Here is a 26,038-nt window from a genome sequence, read left to right as displayed (position 1 = left end):
GTTGCTGTGTATTTGACCCTGCGGTCTGATTTTTACTGTCTATAAATGCCATAAGCTTAACCTTAATACGTTCTAATTTTTAATTTAATTTCAATCAATTAAAATTCAAAAAAATGTTCAATTATTTATTTCGCGCGTTATATACATCTGGTTGTTCAGCAGCCGTTTTTCGCACAGTCACTTGTTTGGTGACATAACGAGACTCTTCCAGATCCATCCGTACCACATCCTTATCCATATCATAAATCGACTGCGGTTTTCTCACGTCGACAGGTGCTGTCGCTTGTGGAGTCTGTTGAGTCAAAATTGGCGCAGGCTGACTGACTTGTTGAGGAATATTTTGCGGGATCGTGGATACTGATGCATCGCCTTTTCGAGTGGTAATGCTATAGGTTAAGAAGCGAGAGAAATATTCATCTTTTTTAATAAAATCATCCACCACTTTCACTGGGGCATCTAACCCATTTTGAGCAGCGCCAAATGACTCTGCAACAAAACCTTGCCCCAGTGACGACCCAAATCCTGTTCCAGCAGTCATATTAGAAACCAAACCGCTGGTCTGTTGAGCAAACAATGCTGAGGCTTGGTCTTTAAAGAAATCGATGCCTTGATCTTTAATATTTTGTAGGGATTGACTTGGATTGGCAATCATCTGTCCCACATTCATCATCTGTGACGGAGATAAATTTAAATTCAATGCCGAAGAGACGGAACCTAATGCACTTTGAGTAAATTGTTCTTTAAATTGTCCCAAGCTTTGTGTGCCTAAGTCTTTTAAAGCATTTTTTCCCATATCTTTCAATGAGTCAGCATTCAAAGAGAATAAATTGTTTTTGAGTTGGGACATCATATTTTGCCCCACTGAATTTAAAGCATTTTGTGCAAAGCTTGTGGCACCACCGACCACTTCTTCTGACCAAGTATAATCACGGTTAAAATGACTTGCTTTATCCCATGCACTCCGTGGATCAGTTTCAAATTCAACTTTGGCAGGACCAGGTGCAATACCTGTCACTTGGGCAAAGCCATTGCCATCCAGCTTGCCAGACACTTGCTTGCCAAATGAATCAATCACTTTAAAGCCGGTTTGTTTAAAGAAGTCTTGTCCACCATAGCTTTTTAATAAGTCGAGTGCGCCTTTAAGTGGATTCGATGGGGGCAGTTGTGCTGATTTACTGACACTGGCACCCGGCTTAAATGTGTGCTGCCCTGCATTCACCTCAAATTTCCCACCTGTTTTGGGGAAAATCCCTGAGCCATTTAGGGCAATCTGTGATGAACCACCAGTAATCAACACTTCTTTTGGACTACTGATTTCTATCCGATCTTCTGTAGATGAGATGGTAATCCCCAGTTTGGCAAATACATCTAAAGCATCTGACTGCGCTTGAATTTCAACTTTACTTTGCGCGGCAATGGCTTTAATACCACCTTGTGCAGCAAATAGGCTCACTTTGCCTAAAGCTTGTCCCAAAAGATTCTTTTGGGTGCTAAGGTTAATACTATCGCCCGCAGTATGGTTAATGATGCCTGTGGCTGAAAGATGGATATCTTCAGGGGTACTTAAGGCAATCCCATCAACAGAACTGAGTAACATGATGGCTTTTTTATACTTGGCAACATCTTTTTCAATTTCTTCGGCAAAAGCTTTGAGTTGCTCAATCGATTCTATTTCATCCGTCTTTTGATTCTTGGCGATATCACTTAAAGCTTTACTGTTGGTCTGACTACCTTCAAGTTGCTTTTTGGCAAGCTCTGAATCAAGGTGATCACCTTTGGCTTGGTCTTGTTTATAGGTTGAAAGTAGTAAGCCTTGCCCTGCCCGAACTGCTCCCCATTGGTCTGTTCTCAGCTCAAAGCCTTCACCACGATCATCACTTTCCGCTTTGTCTTTGGGATGACTTAATTTGCCCAAGTTGAGTTGGCTGGCGGCATGACTACTTTGTAACTGGCTGCTGATTTGGCCAGTAGTATCGTCAAACCTTAGTTGATTGTAGCCACTACCTTGATACTCTCGACTTTTTATTCCTGCCAGTTTCTTGGTGTCAGGCAGTTTGCCTTTGTCATCAAACTTGCTTGGATGGCGTTGCGCTTCATGGATGCGCCCAACCACAAATGGACGGTCAATGTTGCCATCAAAGAAATCAATCACAACAATTTCACCGATTCTCGGTAAGAATCGCGCACCATAGCCTTCACCTGCCCATGGGGTCAGGACATCGACCCACGCTGAATCTGTGTCATTGTCATTGGAACCNTCACCGATTCTCGGTAAGAATCGCGCACCATAGCCTTCACCTGCCCATGGGGTCAGGACATCGACCCACGCTGAATCTGTGTCATTGTCATTGGAACCCGCACCGCCATCATGGGTGTTGTCTTCATTACGGCTAAACAGGAAACGAACTTTAATACGCCCCCATTCATCAACATGGATTTCTTCTCCACTTGGCCCCACCACTTTGGCCCGTTGTGGTGATGCCATCGGTCGGTGTTGTAATGGGTTATAGGCTGGAACCGTGCTGATGTTACGACGTTGAATGGTTAAATTACTGGCTTGACGTTCATCACTCGTGTTGCTGGTGATTTGNGAAAAACAAGTGGTCAATAAGCTCACTTTGGCCATGGTGATGCCATCGGTCGGTGTTGTAATGGGTTATAGGCTGGAACCGTGCTGATGTTACGACGTTGAATGGTTAAATTACTGGCTTGACGTTCATCACTCGTGTTGCTGGTGATTTGGGTGGCTTGCCAATTGCTTTGTTGAACTAAAGCGGTGACTTGATCGGTGAGGTCTTTAGGTAAGTTATTTTGGTTATAAAAGCTTTTAGCTGTGATTAAAAACTCTTTGTCTGCACCTGAATGTTGATCTATCTCAGGGTGTTCATTCAGTTCAAACCAATAGCCAACATGTGCATCACGCACTGTTGACGTTGCTGTAAATTGTTTGGCTTGTGAATCATAATAGTTGCTGAGGTTTTGATTAAACTTTTCAATCTGACTGTTGCCCGATGGCGTTGCACCATCTTCGCCATTAAGGTCTTGTATCCATGCAGGGCTAAAGTGCCATGCTTGTTCTAAAGCTAAACTGGCATTGTCATAATTTTCACTATGGCTGTGTTTACTTTGGACACTGCCAGCGCCTTCATCAATATCCAATACATCAGCTTGCCAACGCTGGATATACACCGAAGTCGGTTGAATGGAACGCTGACCAATAAAATTGGTAATTGAATCAGTTTTTTCTACGGCGCTGCTTCTATGGAAGCGAATATTGCGGCGTTCTAAGGCACTAAATTGCGAATTATCATCAATTAAACGAAGCTTTTGTGCTTGGATTTGTTCTGTTGAACTCGACACTTTAAGTTGTGCTTCATCAATCAGCCAGTTAATCCCTTCACTTCTCATCAAACGGGTCAGGAAGTCAAAGTCACTTTCAGATGCCTGCATAATGAATGGGCGCACATCATAGTCTTTGCTTAAGCCACTCTTATCTAGACTCAGACTTGAGGCAAACAGTGGGCTGCGTTGCGCCCATTCTTGGAACACGGTCTGGATCACATCCACAACCGATTTATTCATAAATACTCGAGAGTTTCTACGATGCTTCCAAAGTGCTGTTGGGTCTTCTACGGTCAAACGATAGATGGTAAGAGAACCATCAGATGCGCCAATATCGGCTTGGGTCACAATTCCTGAAATACGGGTTAATTCAGATTTATCTGTGACAATATCAATTGCAGCTTGCGTTCCAATAAAGCTTTTTAAAGGGATAGTTGCTGACGTTGCAAGACAGATGAGTTGGAGCCGAACACCCTCATTGATTTGATGTATTCCATCGATACGTTGTAGGAACACTTGTTGGCTCAACGCCGAATTAGAAAATTGTACGTGAATCGCACGTTTTTGTGCTGATAAGCCAAGCTGCTCCAAAGCAGCGTANCGTTGTAGGAACACTTGTTGGCTCAACGCCGAATTAGAAAATTGTACGTGAATCGCACGTTTTTGTGCTGATAAGCCAAGCTGCTCCAAAGCAGCGTAAATATTGTTAGACATGCGTTATTATTTAATTCTAAATTGTGATCAATTGTACTAAAAAATTTAGGGCTTTGTCTATACAGACCAGTCTATCTTATGGTTAATATTTAAGCAAAACTGCATCTATTTTTATTATAACTCATATAAAAGATAAAAATTTCTCATTGTTTTATCAAATATTTATTTAAAAATACGCCCTTGCTTAAAACACGATTATTACACTGAGCTGATGTTTGACTATTTTTATTTCGATTCGGTCAATTCACATAATGCGTTTTAAACAGTATGGGGAAACTAAACAGCTTTGAACCAAAATTAGGGCGATACAACATGTACTCATTGAATTTTTATTCATTTCAAATTGTGCAACAACAACTCAAATAGAATAGACCTCTACAAATATGGCTAAAAAATCCGCTAAATAGCTGATCCATTCTATTGTTTTAAATTTTGACGACACTTGATACTTATCTTTGGTTAAGAATTTGTTTTATAATCAACCTGTCAAAAAACTCAGACACAAGAATATAATTTCTCTTAATTAATATTTTTAATTAAATCAATTATATGGAAAAAATAAATTGTTTGATTATAAAAAGCTTGCAATGCCACACTTTATATTCAAAGTTTAAATACCTTTGCGTAGGCGATGCCTCACTTTTCAGAGATGAAAAGATGACAAAAATCTTTTGCTGGGCGAGGGGTACGTCCTGTACCCCCGCCCAACGGCGACATCCATGTCGCCCCACGGTAGGATCACCATCTAGGATTCAAAAGTACAAAAATGAATAACCAACAGTTTCAAAAAGTTCATACATAACTATAAGCTTCATTTATGATCAATGACTTGATGCAAATCACTTGTATGAATAATTAGGCGGTTTAACTATATATAAATAATAAAAAAGCTGGTGATAAGTGAGAATTAAACACTCATCAGCACCAGCTTTTAGCTAACATCAATTAATAATTAAAAGTATAACTCAAACCAAAGGTCCGCCCTTGTGCCCGCATACTGGACACAGGGGAAAAGGTAATTTCTGACTGCTGGCTATACACCGTGCGATAGTCTTTATTCCACACGTTATAAATTCCAAAATCCACCCGCCCCTTATACGCAGGGAAATTCACTAGGGTATCCATAATCGCATAACCCTTTATTTTTGCAGCACGGTTTGGAACCACCTTATCACTGTTCACCGCAACCTTATCATCTTCAAATGCTTTGTCAGTTCCTTTTACAGCAAGCATCTGTACACGGAATCCATAACCATCATCACTATTCCACTCACCAAAAATAGTTCCCTTAGTTGGAGATACCTGATAAGCATTTAACTCACGCCAATTACCAGCCGCATCCTTATATTGTCCACGGGTGTAAGCCAATGTACCACCAATTTTAAAATCATCCAGAATTGGATATGCCGCAGTCATTTCAGCACCGTAAACACGCTGATCAGTATCAGCAATATTGACTGAACGGTCCGCATTGAACTGAATGACTTTATCAGATGTGTTATAAAAGCCAGTAATTCCTAAATCAAGTTTTTGATCATCTTGCAGACGCCAACCCAGTTCATAACTATTGACGGTTAGTGGTTCTATATTCGCAGTTGAAACGGTCAGAATTGAGACATCACGCAACATCCGTAATACATCTGGATAACTAAATCCTTGAGAGAAATTGGCAAATAATTGCTGATTATCAGTAAGTTTATAAACTGCGCCTAAATTAAACAAAAACTTGTCAGCATTTGTTGAATCACTCGCTACGCTTTGTGTTTGTCTAGAAGGTGTATAAGCGTCTGTATCTGCCTTAATATATTGATAGCGCGTTCCCGCTTGTAGATTAAAGCGATCCGTTAATTGATAATCTGCCTGTAAAAAAGCACCGATATTTTGAATGACAGTATCTGGACCAGCATCTAATCTTCTACCAGTATCCTTGTAAACCATACCGTTATTGCTGACAGACAATACGTCATAATGCTGAGTATCTTTTTCCCGGTCATAATCCAGACCATAGGTCAGATTAAGATCACGCGCTGCAAGCTTAAAATCAGACTGAACTGTAGACCGCATTCCTGCCACATCAACCGTATATTGCGATTGATTTACCGTCGCGCCACCTGCATAAACTGGGAAAAAACGTCCTTTTTCATTTCTATAATAGGCTTCCAAATTTACCGTCTGCCCCCATACATCCTGATTTTGATATTGGGTATTAAAGGCATAACGATCCGTAAATGGCTGATTACTTAATTCCAGTCCCTTGATTGCTCGTTCAGACTGTGGCCCTTTAGCAATGGTATAGTTCGGTCCATAATCAGGTAGATAACGAGTATCCTGCTTATCCTTATAATACTGCGCACCAAAACTCAAGCTTTGTGTGTCAGTCAAATTAAAATTCAGGCGCCCATTTAGATCTAGTGTATCTGTATCATTACGGCTGGTCTGATTGGGTTCAGTCGCAATTCGATCCCCATTCGCATCAAATAATGATCCTCGGCTGGTATAGTTCGCACCAAGAAAACCGTCCATTTTATCATTGCTGAAAGAAACGCTCTGACCCGCTTCATAAGCCAGGCCATCTCCTCGGAAATTATCAGCAGAGGTTATCCCTAATTTCGTCTCAAAACTCAGTGGTTTCGATTTATCAGCACGTTTGGTAATGATATTAATAATCCCACCCGTTGCGCCAGAACCATAAATACTGGTTGCCCCAGAAATAACCTCAATCCTTTCAATCATCCCCGGACTAATACTGTTCAATTGGCGCGCAGGATCACGCGATCCCGTCTGAGATACACCATCAATCATCACCAGTACCGTTCTGCCTCGCATGGTCTGGCCATAATTACTTCCAGTACCACTAGACGGCGCCAGTGAAGGAACCAGTTGAGCAAGAACATCTGCTACTTTTCGCCCTGCCCCAGCCTGTTTTTGTACCTCTGCTCCGCTAATGTTCTGTACAGTCCCTGCAATATCTGCAATGCTTTTTTCTGATCGTGTTGCTGTAATAACGATCTGTGGCAATTTCTGGACAGATTCCTGTTGTTGAGCATTGCTAACTGGTGTCTGATTATTCGAGGTTTCATCCTGTGCATATAACTGACTACTGATTGCAATAGATAAAACACATAAGCTGAATTGGGAAAGGCGCATCCTGTTTCCTCAGTTGTAGGCCTGAATTTTAGCGCTAATAATAATCATTAGCATTAATGATGTAAAACATAATATTCTAATGACCAATTCCAACAGCCCATGAAAAACACAGCATAAAAAATCTTAAATTATTGATTTATTATATTTTTTATAATTTCAGTTCTGATTCATTTGAGGTTTCTAAGATTTTTTTAGCGGTGATTCTCTTTAATAAAAATAAATGTGATAGCCATCTGCTTTATAAATTTTTTCTAGTGATTGATTAACAATTTTAATCAAATGGTCATCTAATTTCACTATAATTTAATTCAATAATTACATATAAACTATATTTATCAATACCTTATAAAAATATCATTAATTACTCTCTTAGTTTACTCTTCAATAAAATTACAAAACACAACAAATTTCACGTAAATTTTAATAATAACAAAACCAATAATGATTATCATTTGCAACAGATAAAACCAGAGAATTCTAACGATGATCCATAACAATATTCTCGATTGCATAGGTAAAACTCCTTTAATCAGACTCTCAAGGATGTTTACCGATCAATCCATCACCGTTGTCGCAAAAATGGAGTTACTCAATCCAGGTGGAAGTATCAAAGATCGACCTGCATTGTATATGTTACAAGAAGGGCTTAAATCTGGCCTCATTCATAAAGATAGCCACATTGTTGAAAGTTCATCAGGAAATCTAGCAATTGCACTTGCAATGGCATGCAAAATTTACGGCCTAAAATTCACTGCCGTGATTGACCCCAAAATTGCTTCAGCCAATTTACAAATGTTGAAGCTCTATAAAGCCAATATCGAAATGGTCTCTGAAAAAGATCAAAACGGCGGTTATTTAAAAACAAGAATCGATACAGTACAACGACTTTGCCGCCAGTTGCCCAATGCTGTTTGGATCAACCAATATGCAAATCCCAACAATTGGAAAAGTCACTATTATGGTGAAGCGGAAGAGATCATAAATCAAATCGATCGCAGTATTGATTACTTGGTTGTTGGTGCAAGTACTTCTGGAACAATCATGGGCGTATCTCGTCGCTTAAAAGAAAAATTCCCGCATTTAAAAGTTATTGCAGTCGATATCGTCGGTTCTGTTCTCTTTGGTGGTCACTCAGGTCCACGTGAAATTCCGGGTATCGGTGCAAGTACCGTTCCAGCCCTACTCTCCCCAGATGAAATAGATGATGTCATCTATGTTGATGATTATGAGTCAGCTTTAGGTTGCCGAGAACTCCTCGAACATGAAGGCATTTTTGCGGGTGGATCTAGCGGCTCATCTATTTCAGCAATAAAAAAACTTATCCCGACCATCCCGTCTGGGTCATGCGTTTTAACCCTTTTAGCAGATAGAGGCGATCGTTATTTAGATTTAGTTTATGACGAAGAATGGTTCGAAATGATCAAGAGAAGACATTTCAATAAAAATCATCTCAATCAAGAAAATTTTAATTTGCAATCCGTTGTTTAACTCCACTTTTTAGGAAATATTTATGAGTAATTTGGCTAGCCTTCGTTACCTTAGTCAATCAGATTTACTCCATCTTGGTGCAAATCACAGTAATTCATTTATCGAAGCAATTACTGAAGGCCTCACACTTCACGCAAATAAACAGTTTGTGCAACCCTTAAAACCCTATTTACGTTGGCAAGGTGCGGACCATATTGCAGACCGAATTATTGCCATGCCGTGTTATTTGGCTGGAAATGATCCTATTGCAGGGATCAAATGGATTGGCTCCCGCCAACATAATCCTAAGAAATTTAATATTCCTCGTGCCAGCGCCTTAATTGTTTTAAATGACGCTGAAACAAATTACCCCGTGGCAATCATGGAAGGCAGTTTAATTAGTGCGATGAGAACAGCGGCAATTACTGGTGTATCAATTCAATATCTCGCCAAAAAAGACTTCTCAGATATCAGCGTGATTGGTTGTGGTCCGATTGCCCAAATGCAAATCAAAACGGTCTTAGAACAATACCCTCAAGTTAAAAAAATACATTTATTTGATCTAAACCCAGAAGCTGCAGAAAAACTTAAAGCTTTATTTATTGGCGAATATCCAAATCTTCAAATCGAAATTCATGAAACTGCCAAGTCGGCGATCCAACAGGCAGATGTATTAATCACTTGCACAGTATCTGACAAACCCTATATCCCATTTGAATGGCTTAAAAAAGGTTGCTTCGTTTCAAATATCTCAATCATGGATATTGAACCAGAAGTTTTCCTCAAAGTTGACAAAGTGATTGTGGACGACTGGGATCAATCCAATAGAGAAAAGAAAGTCATCAATGTGCTGGTTGAAGAAGGTTTATTTAGCCGTGAAAAACTACATGCTGAACTAGGTGACATCATTATTGGGCATAAAAATGGCCGTGAAAATGATGATGAAATCATTTTACTCAACCCAATGGGTATGGCGATTGACGATATTGTTTGTGCGAAATGGTTTTTCAATGCTGCACAAAAACAAAATATTGGCACAGTTTTGCCACTTTTATAATTATAGGAACAATGCACATGTTAGATCGGATTTACACAACACAACTTCAGAAAACTATAGATGCGCTCTATATGGAAAATTATGGTGAGTTCAGAAACCATATTGTCTATAAAAAGCCTTATCTTGTAATACATCTGAGTAGTGAGTTGGAACTACATTTCAACTGCTTAAAAGTAAATAGTGTAAATCCTTTCTATATCACAAAAGCAGAAGTATTACTTCATAACACGTTGAGTCAACAGACCACTGAGATCGCGATTGCTGACGTTTTTAATTATTTAACTCAATCCTCATGGTGGCCATCAATCAACCACCAAAAGGCCATTACGTATTGGCATGATAATTTAGTTACTGCTGAAAAAATTCCTCAAATCTTACAATCCGCACTTTCTTTTTCTTCGCCACTCATAATGAGTGAACAACTTTCGCTTGTCGCTGACCGTGCATTTCATCCATTTGCACATGCGAAAGGTGAACTCAGTCCACTCATTACTCAAAAAGAAATTGAAGTGTATTGGTGGGCATTTAAAAAAGCAGATGTCATAAATAATATGGAATCCATTCCACATGATGAACTGGCTCTCCCTGTTGAGGAAAAAAATCTTATTATTGAAAAAATGCAGGCTCTCTCAAATGAATACCTTGCAATACCTGTACTTAAAACACAGCATGACTATTTAAGATTTCAAGAAAATAAATATCTAGGGATTGACCTCGGCCTCGTCACTACAATTGGTTGCCCAACATCCTCGCTACGAACTTTAATCAATCACTTAAATTCAAATCAGCACTTAAAGCTCTCGACCAATGCCAAAACTTTGGGGGCTATTCGCTCTATCCCTGCTCGATATTTAGCCAACGGTCATGCGGCATATGATTTTCTCAATGATATCATCGACAAAACACCATCATTAAAACATCAGCTCTTTTTAAGCAATGAAACCCATTGGTGGGTCTTAGGAAAACAAGAACCGCTGGTACAAAATTTAGGTGTTATCGGCTGTCAAGTGAGGCATTTACCTCATTTTTGCCAAGAAAAAAATATAGCACCAATTAGCATGTCTGCTTTAAGTTGTCCTTATATTGATCCATGGGAAGCTTTAGGTATAACAGGTGACAAATGGAACTTACTTAAAGATTTGAGTACCCATTTTATTCACACTTTTCTCACACTGTGGTCTTTTGGTGTTATACCTGAGTGTCATGGTCAAAACACCCTTGTATGTTACCAAGACAATCAATTTAAATGCTTTATTCTGCGTGACCATGACACCTTAAGAATATGCACCCCTGCGATTCAGGACAGTGGTTTTGTTCCGCCAGTCTATAAAATTGATACCAGTACGCCAAACAATCTTATCTTTAATAAAAATGAGGATTTATTTAATTATTTTATAACCCTCGGGATACAAATCAACCTATACCCTATCGCATTAGCAACATTGAAATATACCGATCATACTGAAATTGACTTCTGGGAAATGATCCAAGCGATTATTGTCAACTTTATAGAAACTGCCGCGCTTTCTGAACAATCGAAAAACTGTATTCAAAAATATGTTTTTGAAAGTAGCCATTGGCCATTCAAACAATTACTCAACCCGTTATTAGCCCAACAAGGTGATTCAACAGGAATGCCAAGTAAAATTGGTATGACGTCAAATCCCTACCATGCTTTATTCCAATCTTGCTATGAGACCATGGATATCTAAATCATGCGTTCCTCTCGCCTAGATCATTTGATTATTTTACTGTGTCAATTTTTTTCGACTTTTGGCTTGATGGTCTTAATACCGATCATGCCGCTATATATGGAAAAATTGACGGCGCAAATGGCAACACCCGCCATTTGGGCAGGTATAGCGCTGTCTGCACCAGCTCTAGGGAGTCTATTTACAGCCCCCCTTATTGGTCATCTATCAGATACATTTGGGCATAAAAAAGCACTGTTACTTTCTTTGGCTGGTTTCTGCATTTCTATACTTTTAATGGCGGGAGCACAGCATCTATTTGTGTTTATTTTTGCCCGTATTTTATTAGGATTTTGCGGTCTATCCGTGATTCTTTATACCTATACCTCTTACTTGTCTAGCGAGCGACAAAGAGGTCTTGCTTTTGGACAGCTCCAAAGCAGTGTCGCACTGGCCTGTCTATGTGGTCCGGTACTCGGTGGCATATTTATGGACCATTGGAAAGTTGAAACCTTACTCAATGCCACAGCATATATTGTCATCGTTTTAATCTTAGTTGCTGCCATTTTATTGAGCAAACCTGTACAGACATCTGTCACTGAACCCGATAAAAAACCATCAACACTGCAATCATTTGATCGAACAATTTTTTCTTGGCTCAGTGCGGGAACCTTTGTCCAAGCTGGCGGGTTCGGTTTAGTGTCCTGTTTTATCTTATATATTAGTGAAATCAGTCGAAATATAACTCCCCCCTTATCTATTGCGAGTTTAACAGGAACAATCCACGCACTTTCATGGGGCGCTGCATTTTTTGCTGCAACCTATTGGGGGAAACGTAACGATGCGAGAGGTGATTCATTTCATAATTTTGTCAGTGCAACGCTGATCTGTGGAATCACGGTTCTGGCTTTGACATGGACCACTAATATTTGGTTAGTGCTGCTCTTAAGACTCATACAAGGTTTCTGTTTCGCTGCACTTATTCCCTCTATTTTTCATACGATTTCGTTAAAAACAGATGCAAGAAATCAAGGAAAAGTGATTGGTATTTCAAATAGCGCCTTTGTTCTCGGTCAACTGTTTGGGCCGATTGCGGTCACCCTCACATACTCATTTTTCAATATCACTGCCGCGTTAATTTGCACTGCATTATTTTTTATTGGTGCTGGATTAATCGTGACTTTAAACAAATTTTTAACCAATACAATTTTAGAAGAGGTACAAGAATGAACCCGATCATTACCACCGATGCATGGTCTTACAAGCTTTTTGAACAATACTTGAATACTTTTTTTCGTGAACTTCAAGTTCAACTCGAACAGCATATTCTCTCAGAACAGGATTCACCTTTAACAATACATGACGCAAATAATTCATCCTATTTTTCATACCCATTTACTGCATCTAACTCAATCATCTATGGTGCGATACAGCATTTCTCAAGCACTGGTTATCATCGTTACCAGCGCTCTTTTTGTGTCTTCAATACTGAGGATAAGACTGTCACAAGTCTGACTGATCCTAAAGTGTTGGTTAAAATGATAACCGATGAGTTAAAGTTAAATCAGCGATTTAAAGATAAAAAGCAAAATCAAAATCTCTATGCAGAAATCGCAAACAGTATCGAAAATACCAAATTCTTTTTAGAAAACAGCGTAGATCAAATAAAGCCTAAACTGGCCTCTAGTTTTCAATCTGCTGAACAAGGCATGTTATATGGACATCCATTTCATGTGACCTCAAAAGCCAATCTAGGCTTTTCTAAAGAGGATATGAAAAAGTATAGCCCAGAGCTAGGTGCGACGTTTCAGTTACACTACTTCGCAGTGCATTCATCCTTAATCCAAAAACTTGTCAGCGATAATAATATTGATCAACTGATTGAAGAAGACGTTTTGAAGCATGCACAACACCGCCTCAAAGATGACTTCGAAAATTATGAACTTTTGCCTACACATCCGTGGCAAGCAAACTTTTTACTCCTACACCCTTCCTTAAAACGCTATTTAGAAAATCATGAGGTTCGATATTTAGGTGCTTTAGGACAAACCGTTTGGCCTACATCTTCAGTACGAACCGTTTGGTTACCGCAATCTAATATTTTTTTAAAACTCTCCATTGATGTGCGTATTACTAGTTTTATTCGTAACAACCCTATGGATGAAATGGAAAGAGCGATTGATGCCAGTAAAATCATTCTTAAGCATCAGATCAACCAACACTATAAAAATATGCTCATTCTTCCAGAGCTTACAGCCAAAACTGTCAAAATCCCTGAGTTAGAAAGTTCTTTTGGCATTATATATCGCGCAGGATTAGCTACGGAAACGCTTGAAAATACTCGGATGCTAGGTGGTTTAGTCGAAGAAAATGAGCATCATCAGATCCCCTTAATGGCGTTTATTGATCAGGCCGCACAAGCCCAAGGACTTCCAAATAGTCACTCAAAAGCCTTTCTTGCTGATTGGTGGAAACAATATATTCAAGTTTCCTTGGTTCCACTGATTGAATTGTTTGCAAATAAAGGGATTAGTGTTGAAGCCCATATGCAAAACAGTTTGATGGAATTTAAACAAGGCTTCCCTGCTCGACTGATTATTCGTGATATGGAAGGGATTAGTGTGGTTTCTGAGATGCTCAATGATCATTCCTCAGTCTCTGAAGATAGCACTGTTTGGTTTTCTCAAAAGGATGCATGGATTTTTCTGCAATATTATTTAGTCATCAATCATATTGCGCATCTAATTAGTGCGATATCAAGAGTAAGCATTATTGAAGAAAGTGAACTTTGGCAAACCACCAGACAAACCCTGATCGATGAAAACTTCTCAGATAAAGCACAGCACTACTGCAACCTTTTGCTTAACTCTCTCACTTTACCTATTAAGGCAAATATGATGAACACCTTATATCACAGTGGTTGTAACCCGATTTGGATTGATATTGAAAATCCGATTTATAAATACAGAGGCGCTCAAACACTAACCCCACTTCAAGCTACGCAACAAATTGATTATAAAGTCCAAGCGGAAAGACGTGTCATCGGGCAATTATTAGAAGCCTTAATCTTTGAAAATGCCTTTAATTACGAAAAATCAAATGGGCAAATTAAATTCTTTATTTCAGATGATCTTTTTTATAGCTGCGACGCTAAACAACATTTTAGTTTTAACCGAATTAAATTAAATCCATCGAGTTTAGTCCGTTATGATGCCGTTCAAAAGTCATCAAGCAGTCCAAATTTAAAAGCATTATTGGCTGATTTAAAACATATTATTGATGCTGATCCAATCAAATGGCAAAACTTTAATGATGAGCTCAATCTTACCTATGTCAAACATGCACAAACACTGGGTCTATCACCCAACCAACCATTAAGAACACTGTCATATATTGAGCAAGAAGCCCGTATAAACAATGCACATCTCTATCATCCAAGTTTTAAATCTAGAATAGGCTTTGATCTTAAGGAAAATCAAAAATACTCACCTGAATTATCCCAAGGATTCTCTGTTCAATGGGCTGCTACTCATAAAAGCTTATGCAAATTGGTTTTGAGTGAAACGATCAACTTAAATCAACTGTATAAACAGCATTTTTCAGACAAAGACCTTCACGCAATCCGTGAGGAATTGGCAGCGTATCAAGTTGATTTCAATGATTATATTCTTAGCCCCATTCATCCTTGGCAATGGGATAAAATTATTGAATTGTATTATCAAGATGCAATCAGCAACCAACTGATCATTCCATTGAAAATCGCTGGACCTACTTATTTACCGCAACAATCAATCCGAACATTATCAAACATCACGGATATTTCAGCATTATCACTGAAATTAGCAATGAATTTAGTTAACACGTCGACCTCTCGTGTTTTAGCACCACATACTGTGCAAAATGCTGCAAAAATGAGTGACTGGCTGTATAAAATCGTTGAGCAAGACCATATTTTAGAAAAACAACGTAAACCCGTTATTTTAAGAGAAATTGCTGGACTTTCTATCAATCAGCCGATCGCCTTAGCTGTTCAATATGGCGCACTGGCCTGTATTTGGCGTGAAAGTATTTATCATTATCTCAATGAAGGCGAATCAGCAACACCAGTTACAGGTCTAATGCAACTTGATACTGACCAAAAACCGCTGATAGACCACTGGATCAAACAATACGGGATCGAGTTTTGGTTAGAGAAGTTATTAAAAAATGCCTATCTGCCAATTATGCATATTTTATGGTGTCACGGCTTAGCATTGGAATCACATGCACAAAACATGGTGTTAATTCACAAAGATGGTCTACCTGTTAAAGCGGCTTTAAAAGATTTCCATGATGGTATTCGCTTTAGTCGTCATTTATTAAGAAATCCAGAGCTATTACCCGATTTACAAGACGCACCTAAAGAACATGCCAAAATTAACCCAAATTCTTTTTTAGAAACGCACGCAGCAAATGAGTTAAGAGATTTCACCCAAGACGCACTTTGGTTTGTCAATCTGGCGGAATTGGCCATATTTCTAAACACACATTATGATTTTGATGAAATCAAATTTTGGACAATGTTAAGATCAATCATCAATCAACATAAAGAAAAGCATCCAGAATTTGCACAAAGATATGAATTGTTTAACTTTACAGATGACACCATCGATATTGAACAACTTGCAAGTCGTCGCTTCCTACCAGAAATCCGATTAAGAGTACAAACCACCCCAAATCCGTTGAGTTTAATTAAGGAAATTGAATATGAATAAAACTTCAGTTACCTTTAAAAAACGCATGGAAAATGGTGAGTCACTTTATGGCATATTCTGTTCTATTGCCTCGCCAATTCATGTGGAGCAATTGGGGCTGGCTGGCTATGACTTTATTATTATTGACTTGGAACATACTTTATTTAGTACATCCCAAGTTGAAAGCATGATTTTAGCCGCTAGAACCATACAGCTTGATGTATTGGTTCGAGTCCCCTTAACCGCCAATCACTTGATCTTACCTTTACTCGATGCTGGCGTGACTGGAATTGTAATACCACGTATAGAAAATGCACAACAAGCCCAAGAAGCTGTGAATTATTGCCACTACATGCCCCTAGGACAAAGGGGCTTAAATTCAACTCGGTTAAATCGCTATGGCATGCAGAGCTTAACTGATTTTGTGCAACACGCACACAAAGAAACAGTTGTCGTCGCAATGATTGAAAGTTTAGCTGGTGTAGCAAATATCGATGAAATTTTAGCTATTGATGGGATCGATATTATTCTTGAAGGTGCGGCAGATCTTTCTCAGTCTATGGGCGTTCCTTGGGAAACGCGCCATCCGCAAGTTCAAGCAAAGATCCAAGAGATATATAGCAAAACTCAACTACAGGGTAAATATTTCTGCGCAATTCCGCGCCAGCCTGAAGATATTGCGTTGTGGAAACACCAGTCTGTAAAACTTTTTGTGCTCGGTGATGATCGCAGTATTACCCGTCGAGCACATCAGCTTCATATTGATTCATATAAAGAAATTGTATATACCTCTAAACCTTGAGTGGTGTATCAGCTATTCCATTCAATTAAATTTAAGCTGAATATAAATGTTTTATTGTTTGTTTATTTGTTACTGTGAATTACAATCATTCTCAATTATACTTTCGTCAATTTAAAGCAATCTCAGGGTGAGATAAAAGGAAGCAAGATGAAAAGCAACAAAATTTTTAATAAGAAGTCTGATGTAAAAAAAATCATTCCACTTATATCAATTGGTGGGTTCATCTTTTTATCACAATCCTCTTTTGCTATTTCACCCACAGAGGCTACAGATACAGAAAACAAAGCTGCGGTGCTTCCAACAATTACTGTCAGCGCATCACGCTCAGATGAATTCTCCTCTTCTGCAAAACAAGTGACCAAATTAGATGAAAAACAAATTGAATTTCTAAAAAATGCGTCTTCTGGAAATATTGCCACTGTTTTAGCCAAAGTTGTGCCTGGTTTATCAGACTCAAGTCGTACAATTACTGATTATGGGCAAACTTTACGCGGACGTAATGCCTTGATCTTGGTTGACGGCGTACCTATGAATTTGACACGTGATACATCAAGAGGTCTTTCATCAATCGACCCTCAAAGTATTACAGGGATAGAAGTCATTCGTGGCAGTAATGCGATTTATGGAAGTGGTGCTGCTGGCGGAACGATTTCAATCACCACCAAAGCTGCAGGCGGTGAACCGACTGCAAAAACTGTGATTGGGCTACAAAGCGCTTTGACCAACTTTCGTACAGATGCTCTAAGTGGAGATATTCATCAATATTTTTCTGGAAGCTTAAATAACTTTGACTATGCATTTGATTTTGGCTATCAACGTATTGGTAGTCCATACGATGCCAGAGGCGATCGTGTTGCACCAGAACCAAGTCAAGGGGATCTGTTTGATGCGGATGCATATAGCGTAGGCGGTAAACTTGGCTATCACATTGACGACAACCAATATCTTCAATTTGCAGCAAATTACTATAATGCTGAACAAGATTCTGACTATGCCTCTGACCCAAGTGTAGCAAAACTTCCTGCAGGTAGCGTACCTGCGAAAGCAATCAAAGGGCTTAAATTAAAAGACCAGAATAAAAATGAAAATCAAATCTACAATTTGACCTATAACAATAAAGATTTATTTGGCAGCAAAGTTGACGCGCAAATCTATTACCGAGACTTTTTTACTCGCTTCTCGCCATTTGATGCGCGTAAAGTCAGTACACGTGGTGGGCAAGTTGATCAGGTTTATCAAAATAATAATGTACTTGGCAGTCGCCTAACCGTAAACACCCCACTAGAATTTTTAGGTGATACTTCAATTGTTTGGGGTGGCGATTTTAGCCGTGAAAAAAGTGAAATGCCTCTAGATACGTTTGATCCTACAATTTATGACCAATCTGGTGGTTTAGAATTTGTTAAAAATGGAAAACTAATCTATCTACCTGAATTAACCACCCAAAGCATCGGTGGTTTTGCGCAATTAAAACATAATTTCAATGAGCAATGGTCTGCTGAAGTTGGTACGCGTTATGAAGACAGTTATGCAAAAATTGATAGCTTTGTTCCACTATCACAATTAGGTAAACCAAATCCCTATACTGTTAAGGGTGGTAAAGTGACGGCGGATGCATGGTTATATAATGCCAATATCACCTTTAAGCCAACAGATCAGCACTCAATTTACGCATCTTTTAATCAAGGTTTTCAATTGCCCGATGTAGGGGTGGTGATCCGTAATGCAACAGCAGGATTTAACTTAGCATCATCATTCCTTGAACCGGTTAAGGTGGATAATTACGAGCTAGGTTGGAATGGTCATTTTAATAATTTTAGTTCAAGCTTAGCAGTGTTCCAGTCAACTTCAGATCTGGGTGGTGTTCAATCCTTTAACAATGGCTTGATACTGACGCGTACCAAAGAAAAAGTGACTGGTGTAGAAGCGACTCTTGATTATCTTGATGATGCAAAAGTATGGGGAACTGGAGGAAGTGTTACATGGATGAAAGGCCGTGAAACCCCACAGAACACCAATACAGAACAAGACATGACGGGTTACCGTATTCCACCTTTAAAAGTAACAGGATACATTTCTTATAGCCCAACAGACACATGGACAAATCGTTTACAAGCAACATATTTTGGTTCAGAAGATTATCGCTTAAACGGTCTCAACAGTTTTGGTCGTTATGATGTGAAGTCATATACCACTGCAGATTTAATCAGTAGTTTTGCCCTCAACAAAAAAGATACTGTTACGATTGGATTAGAGAATATGTTTAACCGTAAATACTATCCTTTATACAGCCAACTTCTCCGTACCAGTAATAACACCAGCCATCTGCTTGCATCAGGTGCAACATTGAAAGTGACTTATAGTCATAAATGGTAAGATTTGATAATAAAGCCTTATAGAGATCTATAAGGCTTTGTTGTTTTTTTATATTGTCTAGTCAAGAAATTGGCTGAATTTTGCATTTTTTACATTTTTGTATTAACATTTTTATACTAACAAAAAGCGATGCAGTGATGGAAATTGAATTTTCATGGGATGAGCATAAAGCAGAAATAAACTTAAAAAAGCATGGTGTAACTTTTGAAGACGCAGTACTGGTTTTCTATGATGCTTATGCCTTATACCATCAAGATCGCTTTGAAAATGGTGAATATCGCTGGCAAGCGATAGGTTTGGTATATGGGCAGGCTGTTTTACTGGTTGCCCATACTGTAAAGGATCATGATGGGATTGATCATATCCGTATCATTTCGGCACGTCAGGCAGAGAAAAAAGAGAGGAAACAGTATGAGCAAAACCGTTACTTACAAAGTGGATTTGAATAATCCACCTACCTTGTCAGATGAACAAAAAGCAAGGTTTGAAACTTTGGCTGAACGTCCAGACAGCAAGATAGATTTTTCAGATATTCCTCAACTTGATGAAAAATTTTGGAAAAATGCTGTGCAAAATCCCTTTTACAAGCCCACCAAGCAAGTGACTACTGTCCGTATTGATTCAGATGTTATGCAATGGCTAAAATCTCAAGGCAAGGGCTATCAGACCCGTATGAACAAAATTCTTCGAGATGCTATGCTTCAAGAATTAAAGAACAATCCTTGAAAATGCAAACGAGATTTTATTTTTAAACGATTCCAATAAAATCAAAATACGACCTAAACTCACATGACAAAGAACAGCAAAAAGCCGGCAGTATTGAAACGACCGGCTTTTTTAATTTTGAATCACAAACTATTTAGCTATTTATTACGGTAAACAATAAATTATGCGCTTAATTCAACTGCAAGTGCTGTAGCTTCACCACCACCAATACAAAGTGTTGCAATCCCTTTGGTTTTACCTAAACGTTTTAAAGCATGGATCAAGGTCACAATGATTCGTGAACCTGATGAACCCAGTGGATGACCAAGTGCACAAGCGCCACCATTAATATTTACTTTTTCAGGATCAAGTTTAAATGCATCAATTGCAGCCATAGTGACCATGGCAAAAGCTTCGTTAATTTCCCAAAGATCAACATCGTCTACGGACCAACCGAGATTTTTCAGTAATTTTTCAATTGCGCCCACAGGTGCAATGGTAAATTCTTCAGGATGTTGGGAATTGGTTGTATAGCCTTTGATTTCAGCCAACACAGTCAAACCACGCTTTTGCGCTTCTGACGCCGACGTGATCAGTAGTGCAGATGCACCATCACTGATTGAACTAGAGTTTGCAGCAGTGATCGTACCGTCTTTAGCAAATGCAGGTTTTAAGCTTGGGATTTTATCAATCTTGGCATTTTCAGGATTTTCGTCCACATCTACAGTGATCTCACCCTGACGTAATGCCACTTTAACAGGCGTGATTTCGTCTTTAAAATAACCTTCTGCAATCGCTTTTTTTGCACGTGTCAGTGAGCGAATTGCAAATTCATCCATTTGCTCACGGCTATAGCCCTTTTTATCCGCCATTTCCTGTGCAAAACTTCCCATTGCACGCCCTGTACCCGCGTCGTCCAAACCATCAAGGAACATATGATCAATCACTTGACCATGCCCCATCCGATAACCTGAACGTGCTTTAGGTAATAAATACGGTGCATTGGTCATAGACTCCATCCCACCGACCACAATAATTTTGGCACTTCCTGCTTTAATGGCATCGCTGGCTTGCATTGCAGCTTTCATCCCAGAACCACAGACTTTATTGATTGTGGTTGCGCCAACATGATCTGGTAAACCCGCTTTTCGCATCGCTTGACGTGCTGGGCCTTGTTTTAAACCCGCAGGTAATACACAGCCCATGATCACTTCATCAATATCAGCAACAGGCACATTAGCTTGTTCAACAACTTTTTCAATAACGACTGCACCCAAATCCGGTGCAGATAAACTTGCAAAACTGCCTTGAAAACTTCCCATTGCAGTACGACCAGCAGCGACGATGACAATCTTTTCCATTCGAGTTCACCTTGTATTTTAAATGCGTATACTTTTGAAGCGGGTATTTTTGAAAATAGCATATCCATTGATAACATGTCTAAGCCGCCAAAGCGACTTAGCATTTAAACTTGGCTGGTTAAATTATAATTTTAAGCTTGCTTTGTCACAATCAAGCCACAGCGAGATTTGAGGTGATCAGTTCTACCCCTGTTGCCGCCTGAATTTGTTCTAGGCTTACATCTTTAGCCAATTCAATCAACTCAACACCTTGGGGAGTGATATCCATCACCCCTAGATCAGTAATTATACGGTTTACGACCAGTCTACCCGTAAGTGGTAATGAGCATTCAGCGACAATTTTAGGACTACCATCTTTAGCACAGTGTTCCATCAACACCACGACTTTTTGAACACCTGCAACCAAATCCATTGCACCGCCCATGCCTTTTACTTTTTTCCCAGGGATCATCCAGTTGGCTAAATCTCCCTTTTCGGAAACCTCCATTGATCCTAAAATGGCAATATTCACCTTACCACCACGAATCATGGCAAAAGATTCAGCACTAGAGAAAAATGCAGCACCCTTACGTGCAGTTACGGTTTGTTTACCCGCATTAATTAAATCTGCATCGACAGTAGCTTGTGTTGGAAATTCATCAATCCCCAATAAGCCATTTTCAGATTGAAGCCAGACATTGATATTGTCAGGAATATAGTTTGCAACCAAGGTAGGTAAGCCAATGCCTAGATTGACATAAAAGCCATCTTCAAGCTCTTGCGCTGCACGTTCAGCCATTTCATTACGCGTCCAAGCCATGATTAAATCTCCGTCTTCAATGTCAATTGTTCAATTCGTTTTTCAGGCTGCGCATTTAAAACAATACGACTTACATAAATTCCCGGTAAATGAATTGAATCTGGATCTAACTCACCAATTTCAACAATTTCTTCAACTTCGACAATGGTCAATTTGCCAGCCATTGCACACTCAGGGTTAAAGTTTCGTGCAGTCTTACGAAAAATTAAGTTGCCGGCTTTATCTGCCTTATAGGCTTTTACCAAAGCAATATCTGCAACCAATGCTTGTTCGAGTATGTAATCTTTACCATCAAATTCGCGAACTTCTTTGCCTTCGGCAATCAATGTCCCTACACCTGTTTGGGTAAAGAACGCTGGAATGCCTGCACCACCTGCGCGCAATTTTTCAGCCAAGGTGCCTTGAGGTGTCAACTCAACTTCAAGTTCACCATTTAAATATTGACGTTCAAATTCTTTGTTTTCACCGACATAGGATGAAATCATTTTTTTAATTTGTTTGGTTTGTAAAAGCTTGCCTAGACCAAAATCATCCACACCTGCATTGTTAGAAATACAAGTTAGACCCGTTACACCAATTTCTTTTAAGGCATCAATCAATGCTTCTGGAATACCACATAATCCAAAACCACCCACTGCAAAAGTCTGGTTGTTTGCAACCACATCAGCCAAAGCTTCATGTGCATTCGCGACAACTTTGTTCATCGTTTTAACTCTATGTCCTTTAGAATTATTATTATTAACATCGAGCAAATTATTTTAGAAATTGATTCTTTCAAATGTCTAATGAGTAAAACTCATTAATCTGATTTGATCCTGAAATAGTGGACTTTATGATGGGCTAACATTCTTTTTAAAACTGGTGTGCCAATATCGTTTCAATAAATTGCGAAGAAATATTAGAAAGTTCAAAATCTTTTTTATAAATGATCCCAACCGAAAGATTGACATTGCTCTCTTCAATTTCAACCAAGACATTATTTTCTTTATCGATATAATTTTGAAAATGACGTGGAATCGCACTGACCCCCATACCAAAAGCCACAAAATGCGACAATGAACTAATCTGATGACACTCAAGTTTTAAATCTAAGATCATATTATTTTGTGAACATTTCTCTTCCACCACGTGTCGAATGATCGAAGGTTTCTGTAAAGTGATAAAAGGATAAGCATACAGCTCACGCCATGTCACACTTTTACGCTGCGCCAACTCATGATCCTTGGGAAGTAGTGCTAAAAAATCTTCATTGAAAAATGGCTTAAAAATTAATTGATCATTGTGTTGCGGTTCAAAGCAAATCCCAATTTCAAAAATGTCCTCTTGGACTTTTTCAATAATTTTTTCATTGGGAATATCATGGATTGAAAAATTGATATTGGGATGATTTTTATTAAATTCATGCAGTACAGCAGGTAAAACGGCATGTGTAGCGAAAGGCATTGAGGCGATATTCAATGTGCCACGATGTAATTTAAAACGCTGTTTGACATCTCTTTCCATGTCTTCCCAATTTGCCAAAAGTTTTTTAGCAAATGGAATCAACGAATTTCCCTCAGCAGTAAGATCCACACGGCGGGTATTGCGCTTAAACAGCTTGCCACCCAACTCATCCTCTAAACTTTTGATACTTAAGCTTAAAGCAGATTGACTTAGGCAAAGTTCATTGGCAGCATTGGCATAATTCAATGTCCGAGCAAGAACTAAAAAAGCTTTTAACTGTTTGAGTGTCATACGGCAACCTAACTGATTTATAGCTCTATAATACGCTAAACCAAGCGAGTTTTGATCCTAAAATGAGTCATTTGAGCTATCGATTTGCTTATAGAATTAGATATCAATCCATGCTAGCTGATCTCACTTTTGCTCAGATTGATGTCTTAATGAAAGTTTTTAATTTGTGTGATCTGTAAAAAATATGTCTATGCATTTAAATCAAGGCAAAATCGATATAAGACGTATTTCAAGCAACATACTTGTCAATAAAATCACTGCTATAAATAAAAATTAAAATGCTCAACATATACTCATTCATCTGCACTTCCAATTTGGCTTTTTTCTTTTGCTTATCTATGACCTATTGCGCAAAAACCTCATGAAACTTGTTTCTATTCATTAGTTTTCCATATTGACTCATAAATATTTTCAAACAATGCCTCGAATAATTTGGATTATAGTTTTATCCATCATTTGGAAATGGATATTCCAATTTATAAGTCTGGACGATTTATAAAAGCTAAATTTATTGATCAATATTAATTTCTCTAGATATCCATTTTTATTGGTTTCACTCACTAATGCATTTTTATGATTGAGATAGCCTTGTCGTGATTTGAAATAAAAACAAGGTGGGTTTTGACATATATTCTTTAAGGACGGAGTAAAAATATGTGGGAACTGGGTATAATTTTACTTTCTCTTGGCTTGTTGATGTACACAGCCTACAGAGGATTTTCTGTAATTCTCATGGCACCGATTTGTGCCTTATTGGCCGTCTTGCTGATTAACCCTGCCAACGTTTTACCATTTTATTCTGGTGTGTTTATGCCAAAAATGGTGGGCTTTATTAAAGATTATTTCTTGGTGTTTTTGCTGGGTGCGATTTTTGGTAAAGTTGTTGAAATGTCTGGTATTGCTGAATCCATTGCCAAAACGATTGTTAAATTAATTGGCTCTAAAAATGCAATGCTTACCGTTGTTCTGCTAGGGGCAATTTTAACCTATAGCGGCGTCAGTTTATTTGTCGTGGTTTTTGCAGTCTATCCCTTTGCAAACCAATTATTTAGACAAGCAAATATCCCTAAACGTTTGATTCCTGGCACGATTGCACTGGGTGCTTTCTCCTTTACCATGGATGCCTTACCGGGTACGCCTCAGATTCAAAACGTTATTCCAACTACATTTTTTGGAACCAATATTTATGCAGCGCCATTTTTAGGGATTATCGGTGCAATCTTTGTTTTAGGTGTTGGTTTAACTTATCTGGAATGGCGTCGTCGTGTTGCTGCTCGCAATGGAGATGGCTTTGCATCTGGTATTACTTTAACAGAAGCTGAACTTCAACAATTCGAAAATCAATCTCAGCAACAAGATAATGGTTCTGGTCTACGTCAATTCATGGCATTTGTTCCTTTAATTTTAGTTGCAGTGATGAATAAATATTTATCTACAGCAATTAAAACATGGTATCCAAATGGCTTTGATTTTAATGCACTCGGACTGGCAAACTACACTGTCGATGTCGCAAAAACGTCAGCGATTTGGGCAGTTGGTTTGGCTTTAATCGTTGGGATTATCACTGCGATTATGTTCGATTATCGTCGTGTTTCAACCAGCTTTAAAGAAGGTGTAAATGCAAGTATAGGTGGTTCTCTACTCGCTGTGATGAACACTGCATCTGAGTATGGTTTTGGTGCAATCATTGCCGCTTTACCGGGTTTTGCCGTAATCAGTCATGCTTTGGGGCATACATTTACCAATCCATTGGTCAATGGTGCAGTCACCACAACCGTTCTGGCAGGGATTACAGGTTCAGCATCTGGCGGTATGAGTATTGCCCTCAGTGCCATGGCTGACCAATACAATACAGCTATTGCAGCAATGGGCATTCCTGCTGAAGTCATGCATCGTATTGTTGCAATGGCATCTGGTGGTATGGATACCTTACCGCATAACGGTGCAGTAATTACCCTACTTGCAGTCACTGGTCTTACACATAAACAATCTTATAAAGACATTTTTGCCATTACCATCATTAAAACAGTTGCAGTATTTGTCGCAATTGCCGCATTTACATGGTTTGGTATCGTCTAAGTTTATCTTCAAAATGAACACAGGGAGTCAA

At 38.8% G+C, this 26,038-nt stretch carries 15 protein-coding genes and 3 pseudogenes; 10 read left to right on the top strand and 8 right to left on the bottom strand.

The window, feature by feature from the left end; translation table 11 throughout:
- Nucleotides 1-121: 121 nt before the first annotated feature.
- The 4 genes and pseudogenes from ASC84_RS07120 to ASC84_RS07110 form a co-directional block, all read right to left on the bottom strand.
- Nucleotides 122-2,257: pseudogene (locus tag ASC84_RS07120) on the bottom strand (DUF2345 domain-containing protein); the annotation flags it as partial.
- A gap of 99 nt (nt 2,258-2,356) precedes the next feature.
- Nucleotides 2,357-2,590 (bottom strand): annotated as a pseudogene (locus tag ASC84_RS23170) (hypothetical protein); the annotation flags it as partial.
- Nucleotides 2,591-2,625: 35 nt separating this feature from the next.
- Nucleotides 2,626-3,942: pseudogene (locus ASC84_RS07115) on the bottom strand (phage late control D family protein); the annotation flags it as partial.
- Between the two features lie 1,059 nt (nt 3,943-5,001).
- Nucleotides 5,002-7,203 carry a TonB-dependent receptor gene (locus ASC84_RS07110; protein WP_056513008.1) on the bottom strand — a complete coding sequence of 734 codons (2,202 nt, stop codon included), beginning with the start codon at nt 7,201-7,203 and terminating at the stop codon, nt 5,002-5,004.
- A 483-nt stretch (nt 7,204-7,686) separates the two neighbouring features.
- Between ASC84_RS07110 and sbnA the strand changes: the two genes are divergently transcribed.
- From sbnA to ASC84_RS07065, 9 genes are all read left to right on the top strand, one after another.
- Nucleotides 7,687-8,691: a 2,3-diaminopropionate biosynthesis protein SbnA gene (gene sbnA, locus ASC84_RS07105; RefSeq protein WP_056513005.1), complete on the top strand. Its 1,005-nt coding sequence runs from the start codon at nt 7,687-7,689 to the stop codon at nt 8,689-8,691.
- A 22-nt stretch (nt 8,692-8,713) separates the two neighbouring features.
- On the top strand, nt 8,714-9,727 hold the full coding sequence (gene sbnB, locus ASC84_RS07100) for a 2,3-diaminopropionate biosynthesis protein SbnB (RefSeq protein WP_004820581.1): 1,014 nt from the start codon (nt 8,714-8,716) through the stop codon (nt 9,725-9,727).
- Between the two features lie 17 nt (nt 9,728-9,744).
- The gene (locus tag ASC84_RS07095; protein WP_056513002.1) at nt 9,745-11,439 is read left to right on the top strand and encodes an IucA/IucC family protein; all 1,695 of its coding nucleotides are present in this window, start codon (nt 9,745-9,747) and stop codon (nt 11,437-11,439) included.
- Between the two features lie 3 nt (nt 11,440-11,442).
- Nucleotides 11,443-12,648 (top strand): MFS transporter, encoded by a 1,206-nt coding sequence (locus ASC84_RS07090; RefSeq protein ID WP_056512999.1) that lies wholly within the window; start codon nt 11,443-11,445, stop codon nt 12,646-12,648.
- Nucleotides 12,645-16,172, top strand: a complete 3,528-nt coding sequence (locus tag ASC84_RS07085) for an IucA/IucC family siderophore biosynthesis protein (RefSeq protein WP_056512996.1) — start codon at nt 12,645-12,647, stop codon at nt 16,170-16,172. Before ASC84_RS07090 ends, ASC84_RS07085 begins: the two co-directional genes overlap by 4 nt.
- Nucleotides 16,165-16,953: an HpcH/HpaI aldolase/citrate lyase family protein gene (locus ASC84_RS07080; protein ID WP_056512994.1), complete on the top strand. Its 789-nt coding sequence runs from the start codon at nt 16,165-16,167 to the stop codon at nt 16,951-16,953. The genes ASC84_RS07085 and ASC84_RS07080 overlap by 8 nt, the downstream gene beginning before the upstream one ends.
- Nucleotides 16,954-17,100: 147 nt before the next feature.
- Nucleotides 17,101-19,329 (top strand): TonB-dependent receptor, encoded by a 2,229-nt coding sequence (locus ASC84_RS07075; RefSeq protein WP_056512991.1) that lies wholly within the window; start codon nt 17,101-17,103, stop codon nt 19,327-19,329.
- A 137-nt stretch (nt 19,330-19,466) separates the two neighbouring features.
- Nucleotides 19,467-19,778 carry a BrnT family toxin gene (locus ASC84_RS07070; protein ID WP_004820567.1) on the top strand — a complete coding sequence of 104 codons (312 nt, stop codon included), beginning with the start codon at nt 19,467-19,469 and terminating at the stop codon, nt 19,776-19,778.
- Nucleotides 19,741-20,055, top strand: a complete 315-nt coding sequence (locus tag ASC84_RS07065) for a BrnA antitoxin family protein (RefSeq protein WP_004820566.1) — start codon at nt 19,741-19,743, stop codon at nt 20,053-20,055. The genes ASC84_RS07070 and ASC84_RS07065 overlap by 38 nt, the downstream gene beginning before the upstream one ends.
- Before the next feature lie 161 nt (nt 20,056-20,216).
- Here ASC84_RS07065 and ASC84_RS07060 read toward each other — a convergent pair whose 3' ends face one another.
- From ASC84_RS07060 to ASC84_RS07045, 4 genes are all read right to left on the bottom strand, one after another.
- On the bottom strand, nt 20,217-21,395 hold the full coding sequence (locus tag ASC84_RS07060) for a thiolase family protein (protein ID WP_056512989.1): 1,179 nt from the start codon (nt 21,393-21,395) through the stop codon (nt 20,217-20,219).
- Between the two features lie 151 nt (nt 21,396-21,546).
- On the bottom strand, nt 21,547-22,194 hold the full coding sequence (locus ASC84_RS07055) for a 3-oxoacid CoA-transferase subunit B (RefSeq protein WP_004721431.1): 648 nt from the start codon (nt 22,192-22,194) through the stop codon (nt 21,547-21,549).
- Between the two features lie 2 nt (nt 22,195-22,196).
- On the bottom strand, nt 22,197-22,898 hold the full coding sequence (locus ASC84_RS07050; protein ID WP_004721433.1) for a CoA transferase subunit A: 702 nt from the start codon (nt 22,896-22,898) through the stop codon (nt 22,197-22,199).
- A gap of 148 nt (nt 22,899-23,046) precedes the next feature.
- On the bottom strand, nt 23,047-23,928 hold the full coding sequence (locus ASC84_RS07045) for a LysR family transcriptional regulator (RefSeq protein WP_056512986.1): 882 nt from the start codon (nt 23,926-23,928) through the stop codon (nt 23,047-23,049).
- Between the two features lie 654 nt (nt 23,929-24,582).
- On the opposite strand from ASC84_RS07045, the gene ASC84_RS07040 reads away from it, so the two are divergent.
- Nucleotides 24,583-26,007, top strand: a complete 1,425-nt coding sequence (locus ASC84_RS07040) for a GntP family permease (RefSeq protein WP_004721436.1) — start codon at nt 24,583-24,585, stop codon at nt 26,005-26,007.
- The last annotated feature ends 31 nt before the right edge of the window (nt 26,008-26,038 follow it).

The sequence above is a fragment of the Acinetobacter sp. Root1280 genome (assembly GCF_001425285.1).
Taxonomy (GTDB): Bacteria; Pseudomonadota; Gammaproteobacteria; order Pseudomonadales; family Moraxellaceae; genus Acinetobacter; species Acinetobacter guillouiae.
The sequence above is the reverse complement of the archived record's forward strand: the minus strand, read 5'-3'. Positions and strand labels throughout refer to the sequence as shown.

Coding starts and splice junctions, on each gene's coding strand:
- ASC84_RS07110 (WP_056513008.1), bottom strand. CDS start 7,203: ATGCGCCTTTCCCAATTCAGCTTATGTGTTTTATCTATTGCAATCAGT.
- sbnA (WP_056513005.1), top strand. CDS start 7,687: ATGATCCATAACAATATTCTCGATTGCATAGGTAAAACTCCTTTAATC.
- sbnB (WP_004820581.1), top strand. CDS start 8,714: ATGAGTAATTTGGCTAGCCTTCGTTACCTTAGTCAATCAGATTTACTC.
- ASC84_RS07095 (WP_056513002.1), top strand. CDS start 9,745: ATGTTAGATCGGATTTACACAACACAACTTCAGAAAACTATAGATGCG.
- ASC84_RS07090 (WP_056512999.1), top strand. CDS start 11,443: ATGCGTTCCTCTCGCCTAGATCATTTGATTATTTTACTGTGTCAATTT.
- ASC84_RS07085 (WP_056512996.1), top strand. CDS start 12,645: ATGAACCCGATCATTACCACCGATGCATGGTCTTACAAGCTTTTTGAA.
- ASC84_RS07080 (WP_056512994.1), top strand. CDS start 16,165: ATGAATAAAACTTCAGTTACCTTTAAAAAACGCATGGAAAATGGTGAG.
- ASC84_RS07075 (WP_056512991.1), top strand. CDS start 17,101: ATGAAAAGCAACAAAATTTTTAATAAGAAGTCTGATGTAAAAAAAATC.
- ASC84_RS07070 (WP_004820567.1), top strand. CDS start 19,467: ATGGAAATTGAATTTTCATGGGATGAGCATAAAGCAGAAATAAACTTA.
- ASC84_RS07065 (WP_004820566.1), top strand. CDS start 19,741: ATGAGCAAAACCGTTACTTACAAAGTGGATTTGAATAATCCACCTACC.
- ASC84_RS07060 (WP_056512989.1), bottom strand. CDS start 21,395: ATGGAAAAGATTGTCATCGTCGCTGCTGGTCGTACTGCAATGGGAAGT.
- ASC84_RS07055 (WP_004721431.1), bottom strand. CDS start 22,194: ATGGCTTGGACGCGTAATGAAATGGCTGAACGTGCAGCGCAAGAGCTT.
- ASC84_RS07050 (WP_004721433.1), bottom strand. CDS start 22,898: ATGAACAAAGTTGTCGCGAATGCACATGAAGCTTTGGCTGATGTGGTT.
- ASC84_RS07045 (WP_056512986.1), bottom strand. CDS start 23,928: ATGACACTCAAACAGTTAAAAGCTTTTTTAGTTCTTGCTCGGACATTG.
- ASC84_RS07040 (WP_004721436.1), top strand. CDS start 24,583: ATGTGGGAACTGGGTATAATTTTACTTTCTCTTGGCTTGTTGATGTAC.